Source organism: Deltaproteobacteria bacterium, from assembly GCA_016875225.1.
Lineage (GTDB): Bacteria > Myxococcota_A > UBA9160 > SZUA-336 > SZUA-336 > VGRW01.
Genome location: VGRW01000001.1, coordinates 21,010 through 35,898, shown reverse-complemented (window position 1 = coordinate 35,898; position 14,889 = coordinate 21,010). Strand labels below are relative to the sequence as shown.

Sequence of the window (14,889 nt, the reverse complement as noted above, 5' to 3'; positions counted from 1 at the left end):
TCAGAACACTTCGCGCAGCGTCTGCGCGACGCTTCGCCTCGATGCGCCCAGCGCCGGCAGCCAGCCGGAGAGGATCCCGATGAAGAACGCGATGAAGATCGCCTGGACCAGGATCGCGTCGGTGACGACGAAGCCGGTGAGCGGCCCGAGCTGCGGCCCGGTCGAGACGAGGCTCGAGCGCAGTAGCGAAGTCAGGGCCAGCGAGATCAGCGCACCCGCCGCGCCGGCGACGGTGGAGAGCAGGACCGCCTCGGCGAGAAGCGTGGTGAAGATCGTCCGGCTGCGAAAACCGATCGCCTTCAGGATCGCGATCTCGCCCACCCGCTCGCGCACCGACATGCTCGCGGTGTTCGCAGCGATGAAGACGATGCAGAGCGTCACGATTCCGGCGACGATCATGATCACGGTCACGATGCCCTTCAGGCTGCCGAAGAAGTTCCCGAAGAAGCTCTTCTCCGTCTCCGACGTGGTCTCGGCCTCGCCGTTCCGGAACATCTCGTCGATCTGCCGCATCACCGGCCCGACCCGCTCCGGATCGTCGATCCGCGACCAGATCATCCCGGTCGAGTCGAGCGGCGTGCCCAGGGCGGCGAAGGCCTGAACCAGATACTCGCGCTGGAAGTACAGCTGGACCGCTCGCGGATTCGGAACCTCTCCGACGATCCGGAACGAGAGCTCGAGGCCGAAGAGGGTGCTCTGCAGCGTGATGACGTCACCGAGCTTCCAGCCCTTCTTCTCGAGCGTGCCGCGGCCCACGATCGCGGCGTCGCGGTACTTGCGGAAATCGTCGAGCGCCTGCTGCGACACGTTCCAGTCCTCGTAGACCCTGCCGAAATCCTCGGGGTCGACGGCGAAGTTCGGGAACTCCACGCCGCGCGACGCATCGACCGCGCCCCCGAACCACTGCCAGCTGATCGCCGCGACCACGCCCGGAACGGCGCGAACCTTCTGCAGGTACGAGTACGGCATCTGGTAGACCATTCCCGCCTCGTTGTGCGTCGAGATTCGCGTGTTCGAGGCGATCGAGCTCAAGAACGCGTCCATCCCGGCGGGCATCGTGCGCAGGATGCAGACCAGCGCGATCGCGAGCGCGATCGCCGAAGCGGTGAGCAGCGAGCGCAGCTTGTTGCGGGCGAGGTTGCGCAGGACGAAGGGCAGGAACTTCACCGCGAGACCGCCATCTCGCGGGATCCCCCACCGGGGCGGGTCTCGAGCAGCACGCCCTTGTCGAGGTGGATCACCTCGTCCACCCATTTCTCGGCACGCGGGTCGTGCGTGACGATCACGACCGTCTTGTTGAAGTCGCGCTTCAGCGTCTGCAGCAGCGAGAGAATCTCCTCGGCGTTCCGGGCGTCGAGGTCGCCGGTCGGCTCGTCGGCCACCACCAGATCGGCATCGGTCACGATCGCGCGCGCGATCGCCACGCGCTGCTGCTCGCCGCCGGAGAGCTGCCGGGGCAGGTGCGACGCGCGATCGGAGAGCCCCACCACGCGCAGCGCCGTCTCGGCGCGCCGGCGCCGGTCCGCGCGCGGCAGATTCGTGAGCAGCAGCGGAAGCTCGACGTTCTCGAGCGCGGAGAGCACCGGTATCAGGTTGAAGAACTGGAACACGAATCCGACGGTCTGTGCGCGGAACTCCGCCAGCTCGTCCTCGCTGAGCTCGTTCAAGCGTCGCTCCGCCACCGTCACCTCGCCCGAGCTCGGGCGGTCCAGGCCCGCGAGCACGTTCAGGAGCGTGGACTTGCCGGAGCCGGACGGCCCCATCAGAGCGACGAAGCGGCCTCGGGGCACGTGAAGGCTCACGTTCTCCAGCGCGTGGATCACGTCCGCTCCGCGCTGATAGACACGGGAGACGTTCTCGAGGTCGATCAAGGGCCGGCTCCTGGCTCGAAGCGAATGGCCCGATCATATCGGATCGTGGGGTGAGTCGCGCCGGGCTCCGACTCGTGCGCGGTCAGAGCCCGTGTCGCAGCTCGGTGACGACCTCGATCAAGCTGTCGAGCACCCGGCGGGCGTCGCGCGCGACGACACGGGTCCCCGAGGTCCGCCTCTCGGGGTTCAGATCCTGGAGGTTCACGAACTCGGCGATCACGCGGATCAGCCCGCCGCGACCGAGCCTGCGGCGATGGCGCAGCAGCCGGTCGGTCGCGTACTCGGCGCCGTCGCCGGTGATGCGCTCGCGGCGGTTGATCACGGCGCTGCGCCGCGCCACGTCGGAGAGCAGCTCGGAGAGCGGCCGATTCTCGTGGCGAGCGGCCGCGTGCAGGAGCGCGAGATACTCCCGCTGCAGCGCGCGGGCCCGGCGCGCTCGCTCGGGGGTGCAGGCGCGATCGGCCGGCCTTGCATAGCTCGAGCTCGCCAGCCGGAGCAGCTCGCGCGCGGGCAGCTCGCCTTCGCCGCCGGCGAGCCGGCGCGTGAGCTCGCGCAGAAGGTCGCGCGTGCTGAAGATCGCGTTCCAAGTCAGACCATCGGCCGCCTTCGTCGGGCCTCGTGCCGCGCGCGCGCTCTCGAACCAGGAGTGCGCGCGACGCAGGCGCGACAGCGATGCGGAATGCGCGCGCGTGATCCAGGCGCCGGTCTCCGGCGTGAAGCCCAGTTTGTGTACGAAGAGACGCGTCTTGGTCGCTTCGAACTCCGCGTCGAAGATGCGCAGCACGGGGTCGCGCCGGAACTCGGAGAGGGGGCGCTTGCGGCCGTTCGAGACGAAATCACGGATCTGCGCGAAGCACTGCGCGACGAAGCGCGCCTTCGTGCGCTGCTCCGGAATCGTCGTCGACCAGCGGTCGTCGTCGTCGAAGCGGTACTCGCGGTGGTACAGGCCGAACTGGCGCACCGAGCCATAGTCGACGATGCCCCCGTTCGCGAGCACGTTGTCGCCATCCCAGTCCAGCCAGCAGAACACGTACTCGCTCTCGAAGGTGGCCGCGGCGCGCGCGAACACACGCGCGGTCTCTGCGGCCATGAAGCGCAGGCGCGCACGCCCGGGCGGCAGCTCCGGCCAGTCGCCGTTCGCGATCTGTCGCTCGCAGAACAGCTCGACGCCCGCTCTCAGGCGAACCAGGTCGTTCTGTCGCAGTGGCGCGAAGAGATGCGAGGGGCGGATCAGGTTCCGGCCCGCGCGAACGTTGATCGCCTGGCCGTTCGGCAGCGCGATCAACGCCAGCACGCGCTCGGTCTCGATGCCGTTGCGGTGGAAGGTCTCGGAGAGGAGCGCCGCCGCGATGCCCTCGCCGAGCGCCGCCGTTCCGCAGCCGTAGGATGCGGTTCGCGAGCCCGAACGGAAGTACCGCCCGGACTTCGCGGTCGCGGGGCAGAGCCGGGTCACGCCCGTGCCGCAGCTCGAGACGTCCCAGGTGACTCCGGCGTGGCGGATCGTTCCGTTCCAGATGCTGCGCCCGTCGCCGGAGGTCTTCCCGCTCCGCCCCGGATGCTGCAGCTGCAAGTAGCGCGTGGCCATGTACGTGCCGGGCAGACGTTCGCGCGCGGGCACCCGGATACGGTGCAGATAGTCCCACTCGTTGATGATGCGCAGGCCGAAGGTGCGCAGGATCGCGCGCTCGAGCTCGCGGTTCAGACGCTCGCGGTGGGCGCGCGGGATCAGCCCCATCTGCTTCGCCAGCGGGAAGTTGAAGAAGACGACCTGGCCGTTGCCGCGGCGGCGCGCGGCGTAGTCGACGAACGCACCGGGCACACGGCGCTTCCACGGGTGGGTCCCGTCGATGCGCCCGAAGCGCGGATAGCGGCGTGCGCGTGCGGCTCGTCCTGCGGCCACCGTGGCTTCCTCGACGTCGCATCGGAGGAGAGTCGGGGGGCCTTTAGGGTAGGATGCGCCCAGGAGGCGCCAACGTGGTCAAGATCATCGGAAACGTGAAGCCGGAGGACGATTACACCCACCCGCTCGGACCCGAGCCGAACTTCAACGAGTCGGTGTATTTCAACTTCTTCGACCGCGCCCAGAACCGCGGCGGGTTCCTGCGCATCGGCAATCGCGCCAACGAGAAGCAGGCCGAGATGACCGTGATCGTCTACAACGCGGACGGATCGGCGCTCTTCAACTACAAGCGGCCCGCGATCGAATCGAACGACGGCTGGAACGCCGGCGGGCTCGAGGTCACCGTGCTCGTGCCCGGCGAGAAGCTGCGCACCCGCTACGAGGGCTCGGCCGTCTACCTGGCGGATCCGCGCGCGATGAAGGATCCGGGGCGCGCATTCAAGCAAAACCCGCACCGGAAGATCGTGATCGATCTCGTGCACGACGGAGTCGGCCCGATCTACGGACACGTCGGAAAGCCGGACGACGGCAACGACTTCGCGCGCGCCCACTACGAGCAGCACATGAAAGTGTCGGGCTCGATCGAGATCGAGGGCGAGCCTGCGATCGAGATCCGCGGTCACGGCCTGCGCGATCACTCCTGGGGCCCGCGCTACTGGCAGTCGACACCCTCCTACCGCTGGATCACCGGGAACTTCGGCGACGATCTGGGCATGGTGATCTCGATCGTCGGCGACCACGTCGGAGGTGTGTTCCACAAGGGGCAGGAGCTGCTGCGCATCACCGGTATCGACCTCGAGACCGACTATGAGAGCGGCACCAACTACCACTCGGTGCTGCGCGCGAACGTGACGCTCTCCGACGGCGCGAAGCACCGCGTCGAGGGGCGGGTGCGCGGCTTCATCCCGCTGCGCAACCGCCGCGCGGGACAGAACACGCACATCGGCGAGGGCATGACGGAGTACACGCTCGACGGCGAGCGCATCGGCTACGGCCTCTCGGAGTATCTCGACCAGGGCGCATGACCGCCTACGGGCGTCGCACGTTCGGTATCGATTTCGGAACCACCAACTCTGCGCTCGCGCTGGCGGAGGGAGACGGTGCTCCGCGGCTGGCGCGCTTTGCGCGCGGCGGCGGGAAGACCACGACCGCCTTCCGCTCGGTCGTGTACCTCGAGCGAGCTTCGAACCGAAGCGGGGCGCTTCGCGAGCTGGCGGGGCCTCGCGCGATCGCGCGCTACCTCTCCGTCGACGAGCCGGGCCGGCTGGTCCAGTCGCCGAAATCGTTCCTTGCCGCGCGGGACTTCTCGTCGACGCGGATCTTCGAACGCGAGTACCGGCTGGAAGCCCTGATCGCGGTGCTGCTCCGCGCGCTGATCCGCGAGGCCGAAGCGCAGCTCGGCCCCCTCGACGGGCCGGTCGTGGTCGGTCGTCCGGTCCGCTTCGTGTCTGCACGCTCCCGCGAGGACGAGGCGCTCGCGCTTTCGCGGCTGCGCGCGGCGTTCGCCAGCGCGGGGGTGGCGGACGTGGTCTTCGAGTACGAGCCGATCGCCGCGGCCTACCACTACGAGCGGACCCTCTCGCGCGACGAGCTGATCCTGATCGGCGACTTCGGCGGAGGCACGAGTGACTTCTCGCTGCTCCGCGTCGGTCCGGATGCGCGCCGCGAGCGGGCGCGCGGCGAGAGCGGTGGCGTGCTCGGCAACGCGGGTGTGCCGGTGGCCGGCGACGTCTTCGACGGGAAGATCGTGCGCGCGGCGGTCTCGCCCGCGCTCGGCCTCGGCAGCGAGTTCCGCTCCATCTTCGGCACCGTGCTGCCGGTTCCTCGCTGGATCTACGGCCACCTCGAGCGCTGGCATCATCTCTCGTTCCTGCGCTCGCCGCGCACGCTGTCGCTGCTCCACGAGCTGCAGCGCGACGCGCTCGAACCCGCTCGGCTCGAGGCGCTGATCCGGGTGGTCCGCGAGGACCTCGGATTCCCCCTGCACCGCTCGGTCGAGCGCGCCAAGCTCGCGCTGACGCGGGAGGAGGCGACCCGACTGCGCTTCGCCCGCGACCCGATCGCGATCGAGCGGGCGATCGCGCGCGACGAGTTCGAGACCTGGATCGAGCCCGAGCTCGACGCGCTCGCGGCCTGCGTCGACGGTCTGCTCGAGGGCTCGAAGATCGCGCGCGGCGACGTCGATCGCGTCTTCCTGACCGGCGGCTCGTCCCTGGTGCCCGCGGTGCGCGCTCTCTTCGCGTCGCGCTTCGGGGTCGATCGCGTGCGCGCTGGCGACGAGCTGGTCTCGGTCGCGAGCGGTCTGGCGCTGCGCGCGCAGGAGCTCGCGGACTAGTCGGGCTCTACGGGCTCTGCGATCGGGTCGAGCCGGACCGGCACGGATCTGGAGCCGTCGCGGAGCAGGCTCACGATCCGATCGGCCATGCCGTAGTCCTGGCGCATTCGCTGGTGGATCCGGTCGCGGATGGCCGGGTCGTCGCGAACCGGCACCGCGCGGAAGCGCAGCGACTCGCCGCCGCGCTCGACCACGACCTCCGGATTCGCGTCGATGCGCAGCAGCCAGCCGTTCTCGGGAACGCCCGCGCGAAGCCAGGCGTAGCCCGCGTCGGCGACGATCCAGATCCTCGTCGTGACCTCGCCATCCGGCGACGCGGTGTGAAGCGTGACGACCTCGCCGCCGAGCTCGGAGGCGCCCATCACCGCGATCCCGATCGCGAGCGCGACGACGAGCGCGGCCACCACGATCCTGCGAAGTCCGCGCATCCAAGCTCCTCCTCGCCTCGGCCGAGCGGAGTCTATCCGAGGGCCGGACCGGGGCGGGCCCTTTTCTGCGGCTGTTGACATCGTCAATTGACAGTGTCAAAAATGCGCCGTGCCCCGGAACCTGTCCCAGGACGACGTCGACGCCTTCCGCCAGAGGCTCTGCGCGGTCGCCGAAAGGCTCTTCGCGCAGCGCGGATTCGAGGGCGTGAGCTTCCGCGTGCTCGCCGACGCGCTCGGCGTGAGCCGGATGACGCCGTACCGCTACTTCCGGGACAAGGCCGAGATCTTCGCGTTCGTGCGCACGGCCGCCTACCAGCGCTTCGCGGCGAGCCAGGAGAAGGGTGGAGCCGACGAGTCCGATCCCGCGGCGCGACTGCTCGCGCTCGGAAAGGCGTACGTCGACTTCGCGCTCGCGGAGCCGCACGCGTACCGGCTGATGTTCGAGCTCGGCCAGCCCGATCCCGACGGCCATCCGGAGCTTCGCGAAGCGGAGCTGCGCGCCTGGGCTCCGCTGCGCGAGGCCGTGCGCGCCGCGGTCGAGGCTGGCCGCCTGCGGGGCGACGTGGATCTGCTCGCGCACGGCTTCTGGGCGGGCGTACACGGACTGGTGTCGCTCCAGCTCGCCGGCAAGCTCGCGCACGGCCTCGGCCTCGCCGAGCTGGTGGAGCCGCTTCTGCTGCAGCTGGTCTCCGGCTGCAGCGCGATCGAATCCCGCATCGAGGAGGAACCCCCATGACCCGGCAGGACCCGAAGCTCGACGACCACTGGGACGTGATCGTGATCGGATCGGGGCTCGGCGGACTCGCTGCCGCGGCTCGCCTGTCGCGGACCGGCCTGCGGGTGCTCGTGCTGGAGCAGCACGTCTTCGCCGGCGGCTACGCGCACCACTTCCTGCGCAAGGTCCGCGGGACGAAGCTCGTCTACGACTTCGACGTCGCGCTGCACCAGACGGGCGATCTGCTTCCTGGGCGCTCGGTGCACCGGCTGCTCTCCGAGCTCGACGTGCTGCCGCAGCTGGAGCTGCGGCGCTTCGACATCGCCTACCGCAGCCGCGGTCCGCGGCACGACCTGCAGATTCCCGCGGACGCGGGCGCCTACGAGGCGCTGCTCGTCGAGACGTATCCGGCTCAGGCGCGCGGCGTTCGCGACCTGTTCCAACATCTGCGCGAGATCGACGCGCAGGGCGCCGACGGTGGGCCGAGCGAGGCGGCGCTCGCGACGCTTCCGCTCACGCTCGCGGAGCTCCTCGACGCGCACCTCCGCGACGAACGGATCCAGGCGATCTTCGCCACCATCTGGGGCTACCTGGGCCTGGTGCCAGCGGAGGTCTCGGGCTTTCTCTACGCGCGAATGTGGGCGAGCTACCACTTCGGCGGCTGCTTCTACGTCAAAGGAGGCGGGCAGGCGCTCTCCGACGCGTTCGTGCGCGTGATCGAGCGCAACCGCGGGCGCGTCCTGCTGCGCCGCGAGGTCGCGCGCATCGACACCGAGAACGGACGCGTGGTCGGCGTGCAGACGCGGCGCGGAGATCGCTTCCGTGCGCCGGTCGTGATCAGCAATGCCTCGGCGCCGCTCACCTACCACGGGCTGCTCGACGACGCCCGGCTCGGCGCGGCCGAGCTGCCCCGGGTCGACGGCCTGCCGATCGCCTGCTCGATCCACCAGGCCTACGTGGGGATTCGCGGCGACGCCGCCCGGCTCGGTCTCTCCGACCGCGGCGCATTCTTCATGCAGACCTACGACTTCGAGCAGGAGCGCGAGGCGATGCTCGCCGGCGACTACCGCAAGCAGGGATACATGATCGGCAACCACGACCTCGCCGATCCCGACCATTCGCCGGCGGGGCGCTCGATCCTGCACGCGGCGGTCATGGCCGACGGCCGGCTCTGGCGCGACGACGAGGCGATCTACCGCGAGCGCAAGCGAGAGCTCGAGGCGTGGCTGGTCGATCGGCTCGCGCAGGCGATCCCCGACCTGCGCGAGCGGATCGAGGTGGTCGAGGTCGGCACACCGCACACGATGGAGCGCTACTCGTCGAATCCGCAGGGATCGATCTACGGGTACGCTTCGTCGGCGAGCTCGCACAGCATCCACCGGCCCGAGGCGCGAAGCTCCGTGCCGGGTCTCTACCTCGCCGGTGCGTGGACGTTCCCCGGCCCTGGGTTCTCCGGCGCGATGCACTCCGGCCATCGCACCGCGGGGCTCGTGATCGAGGACTTCGAGGGGCGACCCGCCGACGCTGCGTGACGCGCAGGCGGGTCCGTGCGATTCTCGTGCCCTACTTCAGGGGGTGGAACGCCGGATGATCCGATCGCTCTGCATCACGCTCGCGCTGTGCCTGGCCTTCGTTCCTGCGAGGGCGCGCGCGGAACAGGACGAGGGCGAACTCGCCGCCGAGATCGCGCTTCCCGACCAGGGCCATCACTGGCTCGCGGAGAAGCCGGTCGGCACCTCGGTGGGGCCGGTCTCGCAGGAGATGCTCGATCGCGGGGCGTCGGATCCATCGCGTTGGCTGCTCTACGGCGGGAACTACCGGAACTTCCGCCACAGCCCGATCGCGGCGCTCACGCCGGCGAGCGCGGCGAAGCTCGAGGTCGCGTGGGCGTTCCCGAGCGGGACCACGGGCCAGTTCGAAGTCTCGCCGGTCGTCTACGGCGGAGTCATGTACGTGACGTCGTCGTACAACCGGATCTTCGCGCTGGACGCGAAGACCGGCGCGCTGCTCTGGCGCTACGACCATCCGAATCCGAAGAACCTGCGGCTCTGCTGCGGGCCGCCGAATCGCGGCGCTGCGATCGCGGGCGATCTGGTGCTGATGGCCACGCTCGATGCGCACCTGCTCGCGTTCGACCGGAAGACCGGCGAGATCAAGTGGAGCGTCGAGCTCGCGAGCTACAAGGAAGGCTTCAGCGCGACCTCTGCGCCGCTGGTGGTCGGCGATCTCGCGATCATCGGCATCGCGGGCGGCGAGTACGGTGTGCGCGGCTTCTTCGACGCGTACGACGTGAAGACCGGCGCGCGCGCCTGGCGGCACTACACGATTCCCGGCGAGGGCGAGCCCGGCGTCGAGACCTGGGCGGGCGATTCGTGGAAGCGTGGCGGCGCGCCGGCCTGGACGCAGGGCGCCTACGACGCGGAGAGCGACACGCTCTTCTGGGCCACCGGCAATCCGTCGCCCGACTGGAACGGCGACGATCGAGCCGGCGACAATCTCTATTCGGATTCGCTGCTCGCAGTCGATCCGAAGACCGGAAAGCTCAAGTGGTACTTCCAGTTCACGCCGCACGATCTCTGGGACTACGACGGCAACACCCAGCTCTTCCTGGTCGACACGGTCGTCGCCGGAAAGCCCGTGAAGGCGATCGCCCAGGCGAACCGCAACGGGTACTTCTACCTGCTCGATCGCACGACCGGGAAGTTCCTGCGCGCGACGAAGTATCTGGAGCAGGTGAACTGGGCGACGATCGATCCGGTGACCGGCCGCCCGAACGTCGATCCCAAGGCGCTCCCCGGCGAGGACACCACCGAGCGCATCTGTCCGAGCAACCTCGGTGGAATGAACGGCGCGTGGACGGGGGCCTACAACCCCGAGCTCGGCCTCGCGTTCATCCCCGCGGTCGAGGCGTGCCAGATCTTCGCGAAGGGAATCGCGGTGTACTCGAAGGGCATGCCGTATCTGGGCGGGCTCCCCGACACGCTGGATGCAAACGAAGGCAAGTCGTACGGAACGTTCTCGGCGATCGACGTCGCGACCGGCGCGGTGCGCTGGGTCTACAAGGATCGCTTCCCGCTCGGCGGCGGCACGCTCAGCACCGCGGGCGGCGTGGTCTTCACCGGAAACCTGACCGGCGACGCGCTTGCCTTCGACTCGAAAACGGGCAAGGAGGTCTGGCGCTTCCGGATGGGCGGCGGGGTGCGCAGCCAGCCGATCGCGTACCAGCTCGACGGGCGCACCTACGTCGCGATCGCCTCGGGCAGCTTCTCGGCGCTGGACGCCTTCATGGGCGGACCGAAGAACACGACGGAAGGCGGCACGCTCTTCGTCTTCGCCCTGCCGAAGTAGTGTCTCGGCTCGCGGTGCTCCTCGCTGCGGGCGCCGCGCTCGCCGTCGCGGCGAACTGCGCGAAGCCGGAGCCGGCGGCGCCGAAGCCGTCTCCGGCCGCGGTGTTCGCCGGCGACCCGGCCGCCGTGAAGCGCGGCAAGAGCTTGTTCATCGGCATGTGCGGAGCGTACTGCCACAGCCTGCGTGGCGGCGCTCGCGGCGACATCCCAGACCTGTTCGACTGCGCCTGGAAGAATGGTGGGAGCGACGAGGAGATCTTCCGCTCGATCTCGCAGGGGGTGCCCGGGACGCGAATGGATCCCTTCAGCGGCGTGCTCCCCGACGGTGACACCGACATCTGGAAGCTCGTCGCGTTCCTGCGCGCCAATTCGAGCTGCGCGAAGCTATGATGCGCGCGGAGGAGAGAGCGACGATGGCCAGCGCGAGACGACGGTACTGGGGTTTCGTGAGCGCGCTTCCGGCGCCGATCCTCTCGGTGATGGCGCGGCAGGCCGAGGCGCAGGGGCTGGAGGGCCTGTTCGCCGCGCAGGTCTACGGCCCGCCGTGGATTCCGCTCGCGGCCGCGGCGATGGCGACGGAGCGCGTGAAGCTCGCCAGCGGCATCGCGATCGCCGCCGCGCGAAGCCCGTTCGAGACCGCGATGGCGGCGATCGACATGGACCGCGTCAGCAGCGGGCGCTTCGTGCTCGGCCTCGGCGCGAGCGTGCAGTCGTGGACGCGCGGCGTGTTCGGCGCGCCCGAGCACAAGCCGCTGGCACACCTGCGCGAGACGGTCGCGGCGGTGCGCCACGTGATCCGCGGCGCACACCGCGGGCTCGAGCCGTTCAACGGCGAGTACTACCGGGCGGACTTCGCCGAGCTGCAGCCCACCGCGCCGCCGGTACGCGAAGAGATTCCGGTCTGGATCGCGGCGCTGCGCGGTCCGGCCGTGCGGCTGGCGGCCGAGATCGCCGACGGAGTGATGGGCCACCCGATGTGGTCGCTCGACTGGGCGGTCGAGAAGATCCAGCCCGAGCTGCGCGCCGGGCTCGCGCGCGCGGGCCGCAAGCGCGAGGACATCGACCTGAACCTCTGGCTCTGGTGCGCGCCGGGCGCCGACGAGCGCGAGGCGATCGAGGACGCGCGCGCGACCGTCGCCTTCTACGCGGGGATCGAGCAGTACGAGTCGTTCTTCGCCGCGCACGGCTTCGCAGACGTTGCGCGCCGCCTGCAGGCAGAAGTGAAACGCGGCGACGTGCTCGCGCACGCGCGGCTGGTTCCAGACGAGATGGTGCGCTGCTTCGTGCTGCTCGGCGACGCCGATCGAATGCGGGCGCAGGTCGAGCGCGCCTGGACGGTGGCGGACTCGCTGGTCCTGATCCCGCCGTTCTACGCGATCGCGCCGGAGAAGCTGCTCGCCTATCAGGAACGGCTCGCGAAGCTGTTCTACGCGGGCTGACCGCCGGCGCTCCCGCGGGCGACGCCCGCGTTCATCATGACGCCGTTGTGGATCAGGAACGACAGCACGTCGGCCGAGAGCTGTCGCGACTCGCGCGCGGGCAGGGCGCGCTCGGCGACCCAGGCGGCGAGCTTGGCGGCGAGCTCCGCGCGGCGCGCGACGCTCACGAAGCGCTCCTTCGTCTCGCGCTTGCGCAGAAAGCAGAACGCGACCAGCGCGTCGGGATCGAGGCCGGTGTACGCGCAGAAGCCGGCGAGGCTCTCCAGCCGGTGCGGATCCTCGGCGAGCGGATCTCCGCCCCACTGCTCCTGCAGTCCGGCGCGCCAGCTCGCCACGCTCGCGTAGGCCTCGAGCGCCCGGTCGAGCTCCATCACCTCATTCCGGAAGCGCGAGGCGGCGCGCGAGCGCCCGGACCTCCTCGCGGCGTCCAGGCAGAGGTGCGGGCGTCTGCAGCATGCCCGTCTTCTCGAGCTCGCTCACCACTTCCGGATCGCGTGCGAATGGCTTTCCCACGCGCCCCTCGAAGTACAGCTCCTCGAACGCGGGCCGCGGGCGCTGGCCGCCGGCCTCCTTCGACTCGAGCGAGTAGCCCAGGTTCAAGCAGTACAGCGGCACCCAGTCGTCGGGAATGCCGAGCAGCTCCTTCGCGGGCACGGGATTGAATGCGGTCCAGCACGCGCCGAGCCCTTCGTCGACGGCGACCAGCAGCCCCTGCGTGCCCGCGCCGCCGCAGTCGAACGCGGACGAGACGAGGTAGCCGGGGCTTTTCGTCATCGGTTCGAGGATCTGCGGATAGACGAACTCGTCGACGAAGCGGTGGCTCCAGCCGTGCGTCGGATTCAGCGCGCCGACGTCCACGAGCTCCTTCAGCCGCGCGCCCTTCATCCGCGTGACGACGCCCGCGTCGAGGTAGCAGTAGATGTGGACCGGAGCGAGCTCCTGGACCAATCCCGCGACGGGTGTCTTCAGCGCTTCGAGCGTCGCGGCCGGGATCTCCGCGCGGTTCACCACGACCGCGCGCAGCCAGTGCGCGTTCACCGCGCACGAGGCGATCCGCATCGCCTCCAGGATTCTCTGGATCTTCGCTCGCTCGACCGGGCGGTCCGGGTCGAAGAAGCGGATCGAACGTCGCCCACCGAGAACGCTGCGCAGCTCCATGAAAATCATCTTACCCCATCGCGCGACCGGCTCGTATGATGAATCTTGTCCAGCAGGAGGGACGAGCCATGGCGATGGATTCCGAGACGCGCAAGCTGCTCGAAGAAGTCTGGTCGACGCCGCTCTTCGAGTCGATCTTCACCCGCCGCTCACGCCGCTTCGGCCTGGGCATGGAGATTCCGCGCGGACCCAACGCGTACAAGTCGCACGCCGAGCCGCTGCCGCTCTCGTTCGAGGAAGAGGCGCTGCTCTGCATGGCGGCGACGGGGATGTCGGGAATGAACCTGGCCGACATGCCGCACACGCGTAAGGAGGAGCTCGCTCCGGGAGAGGTCTGGGACGGCAACTGCAACACCATGCTCGAGTACAGCGGCCGGACCTTCCCGAGCCCGTGCGGATCGCACGCCACGGAGCTCTTCTACAGCAACGACGAGGGCACCTACGTCGTGAAGATCCGCGGCACGCATCCCGAGCGGATGCAGGAGATCTCGCGCATGGACGATCTCGAGAAGCTCGTCGCCGTCTTCGTCGACCGGCGCGTGCAGATCTCGAGCGAGCGGATCGACCTGCCGCACAGCTCGCCCGCGTTCATGTCGTTCAACACCTGGAACGCGAACCAGCCCGGCACGACGCTCTTCATGCCCGTCTGCGACGTCACCGAGGAGCTGATCAACGGCCTGATGCTTTTCCTGGAGCAGGGCAACTATCCGGTCGACGTCGAGGACGGCATGAAGCCGCTCGGCTGCGAGAAATGGGTGAAGCAGGGACTGGCGACGATCCCGGTGCCGTACCAGAGCCTCGAGCCGCTGGTCGCGTTCGGCGCGTCCAACGTCGAGGTCGGCTTCATGGCGCAGAACCTGCTGCTCACCGAGACGGCGCTCGGCCTGGGCGGTTGGCCGTTCGGCGGCTTCAACGCGATGATGGCGCTGGGCGGCACACCGCTGTGTCGCGGCCTCGGCTTCCGTTTCGAGACGGCCGAGCACGGACCGCTGGCGGGCTTCCCGTACCCGATCGGGAAGGACGACGTCTTCGAGACGCACCATCCCTACTACTTCAAGGGCTCGATCGACGACGCCGTCGACGACGTGATCGAGCGGAAGTGGGGCTCGGCCGGGATCTTCCACCCCGCGAATGCAGCCGGGGCGCCGTACAAGCGGCCGGGCCAGATGGAGGTCGCGATTCCGCGCACGGATCCGGCGATCGTGGAGTGCACGAAGGACATCCTGAAGGCGGTCTGGCGCAAGTGGGGCCGGTTTCCGGCGTTCGCCGATCCCTGCCTTCTGACGGTGATGGTGCAGGCACAGCACATCGACTGCGGCTTCTACGACGAGCACTACCGCGAAGGCGCCTACACCGAGCGACACAGGCGGCATCTCGAGAAGTGGCACGCGCGCCGCGGCCGGGCGCTGCGGGCCGCCTGAGATGCGGGTCGAGTCCCAGGCGGGCCGCTTCATCCTCTCCTTCGACAAGATGGAGCCGGGCGACGGCGAGATCGTGATCAGCGGAAAGATGGGTGTTTGGGATGCGCGCACCCACATGACGCTCGCGGAGTTCCTGCGACTGCTCGGCATGACCCTGCGGCCGCGCATGCTCGGCTTCCTCGCGCTCGCGCTGCTGGGCCTCTCGCGCCGCAAGAGCTCGAAGCCGGGCTAGAGGCCGTCGGGCGAGGTTGCCCGGTGCGTCTCGAGCCAGTACG

At 69.4% G+C, this 14,889-nt stretch carries 14 protein-coding genes and 1 pseudogene; 9 read left to right on the top strand and 6 right to left on the bottom strand.

From position 1 onward, the window contains the following. The 3 genes from FJ108_00170 to FJ108_00160 all read right to left on the bottom strand — a co-directional run bounded on the left by FJ108_00170 (position 1) and on the right by FJ108_00160 (position 3,771). Positions 1-1,254, bottom strand: coding sequence for an ABC transporter permease (locus FJ108_00170; GenBank protein ID MBM4334312.1), 1,254 nt, complete (start codon positions 1,252-1,254; stop codon positions 1-3). Next, the gene (locus tag FJ108_00165) at positions 1,164-1,871 is read right to left on the bottom strand and encodes an ABC transporter ATP-binding protein (GenBank protein MBM4334311.1); all 708 of its coding nucleotides are present in this window, start codon (positions 1,869-1,871) and stop codon (positions 1,164-1,166) included. Before FJ108_00165 ends, FJ108_00170 begins: the two co-directional genes overlap by 91 nt. 82 nt (positions 1,872-1,953) lie before the next feature. Next, on the bottom strand, positions 1,954-3,771 hold the full coding sequence (locus FJ108_00160; GenBank protein ID MBM4334310.1) for a hypothetical protein: 1,818 nt from the start codon (positions 3,769-3,771) through the stop codon (positions 1,954-1,956). A gap of 74 nt (positions 3,772-3,845) precedes the next feature. On the opposite strand from FJ108_00160, the gene FJ108_00155 reads away from it, so the two are divergent. Further along, positions 3,846-4,796, top strand: a complete 951-nt coding sequence (locus FJ108_00155) for a hypothetical protein (protein MBM4334309.1) — start codon at positions 3,846-3,848, stop codon at positions 4,794-4,796. Beyond that, complete coding sequence (locus FJ108_00150) at positions 4,793-6,106, top strand: Hsp70 family protein (GenBank protein ID MBM4334308.1); 1,314 nt, start codon at positions 4,793-4,795, stop codon at positions 6,104-6,106. The genes FJ108_00155 and FJ108_00150 overlap by 4 nt, the downstream gene beginning before the upstream one ends. Here FJ108_00150 and FJ108_00145 read toward each other — a convergent pair. Next, on the bottom strand, positions 6,103-6,534 hold the full coding sequence (locus tag FJ108_00145; GenBank protein ID MBM4334307.1) for a nitroreductase family deazaflavin-dependent oxidoreductase: 432 nt from the start codon (positions 6,532-6,534) through the stop codon (positions 6,103-6,105). The genes FJ108_00150 and FJ108_00145 overlap by 4 nt on opposite strands. 109 nt (positions 6,535-6,643) lie before the next feature. On the opposite strand from FJ108_00145, the gene FJ108_00140 reads away from it, so the two are divergent. The 5 genes from FJ108_00140 to FJ108_00120 are packed head-to-tail and all read left to right on the top strand — an operon-like array spanning position 6,644 to position 12,035. Next, positions 6,644-7,270 carry a TetR/AcrR family transcriptional regulator gene (locus FJ108_00140; protein ID MBM4334306.1) on the top strand — a complete coding sequence of 209 codons (627 nt, stop codon included), beginning with the start codon at positions 6,644-6,646 and terminating at the stop codon, positions 7,268-7,270. Beyond that, entirely contained in the window at positions 7,267-8,781 is a 1,515-nt protein-coding gene (locus FJ108_00135; protein ID MBM4334305.1) for an NAD(P)/FAD-dependent oxidoreductase, read from the top strand. Before FJ108_00140 ends, FJ108_00135 begins: the two co-directional genes overlap by 4 nt. A gap of 55 nt (positions 8,782-8,836) precedes the next feature. Continuing rightward, positions 8,837-10,597 carry a PQQ-dependent dehydrogenase, methanol/ethanol family gene (locus tag FJ108_00130; protein ID MBM4334304.1) on the top strand — a complete coding sequence of 587 codons (1,761 nt, stop codon included), beginning with the start codon at positions 8,837-8,839 and terminating at the stop codon, positions 10,595-10,597. A 14-nt stretch (positions 10,598-10,611) separates the two neighbouring features. Next, complete coding sequence (locus FJ108_00125) at positions 10,612-10,986, top strand: hypothetical protein (protein ID MBM4334303.1); 375 nt, start codon at positions 10,612-10,614, stop codon at positions 10,984-10,986. Continuing rightward, entirely contained in the window at positions 10,983-12,035 is a 1,053-nt protein-coding gene (locus FJ108_00120) for an LLM class flavin-dependent oxidoreductase (protein MBM4334302.1), read from the top strand. The genes FJ108_00125 and FJ108_00120 overlap by 4 nt, the downstream gene beginning before the upstream one ends. Here the strand turns inward: FJ108_00120 and FJ108_00115 are convergent. Then, positions 12,023-12,406, bottom strand: a complete 384-nt coding sequence (locus FJ108_00115; protein MBM4334301.1) for a hypothetical protein — start codon at positions 12,404-12,406, stop codon at positions 12,023-12,025. The genes FJ108_00120 and FJ108_00115 overlap by 13 nt on opposite strands. A gap of 658 nt (positions 12,407-13,064) precedes the next feature. Next, positions 13,065-13,193: pseudogene (locus FJ108_00110) on the bottom strand (nitroreductase). Between the two features lie 68 nt (positions 13,194-13,261). Between FJ108_00110 and FJ108_00105 the strand changes: the two are divergent. Together FJ108_00105 and FJ108_00100 are read left to right on the top strand one after the other, a co-directional pair. After that, on the top strand, positions 13,262-14,614 hold the full coding sequence (locus FJ108_00105; GenBank protein MBM4334300.1) for a hypothetical protein: 1,353 nt from the start codon (positions 13,262-13,264) through the stop codon (positions 14,612-14,614). 1 nt (position 14,615) lies between these two features. Then, the gene (locus FJ108_00100; GenBank protein ID MBM4334299.1) at positions 14,616-14,846 is read left to right on the top strand and encodes a hypothetical protein; all 231 of its coding nucleotides are present in this window, start codon (positions 14,616-14,618) and stop codon (positions 14,844-14,846) included. The last annotated feature ends 43 nt before the right edge of the window (positions 14,847-14,889 follow it).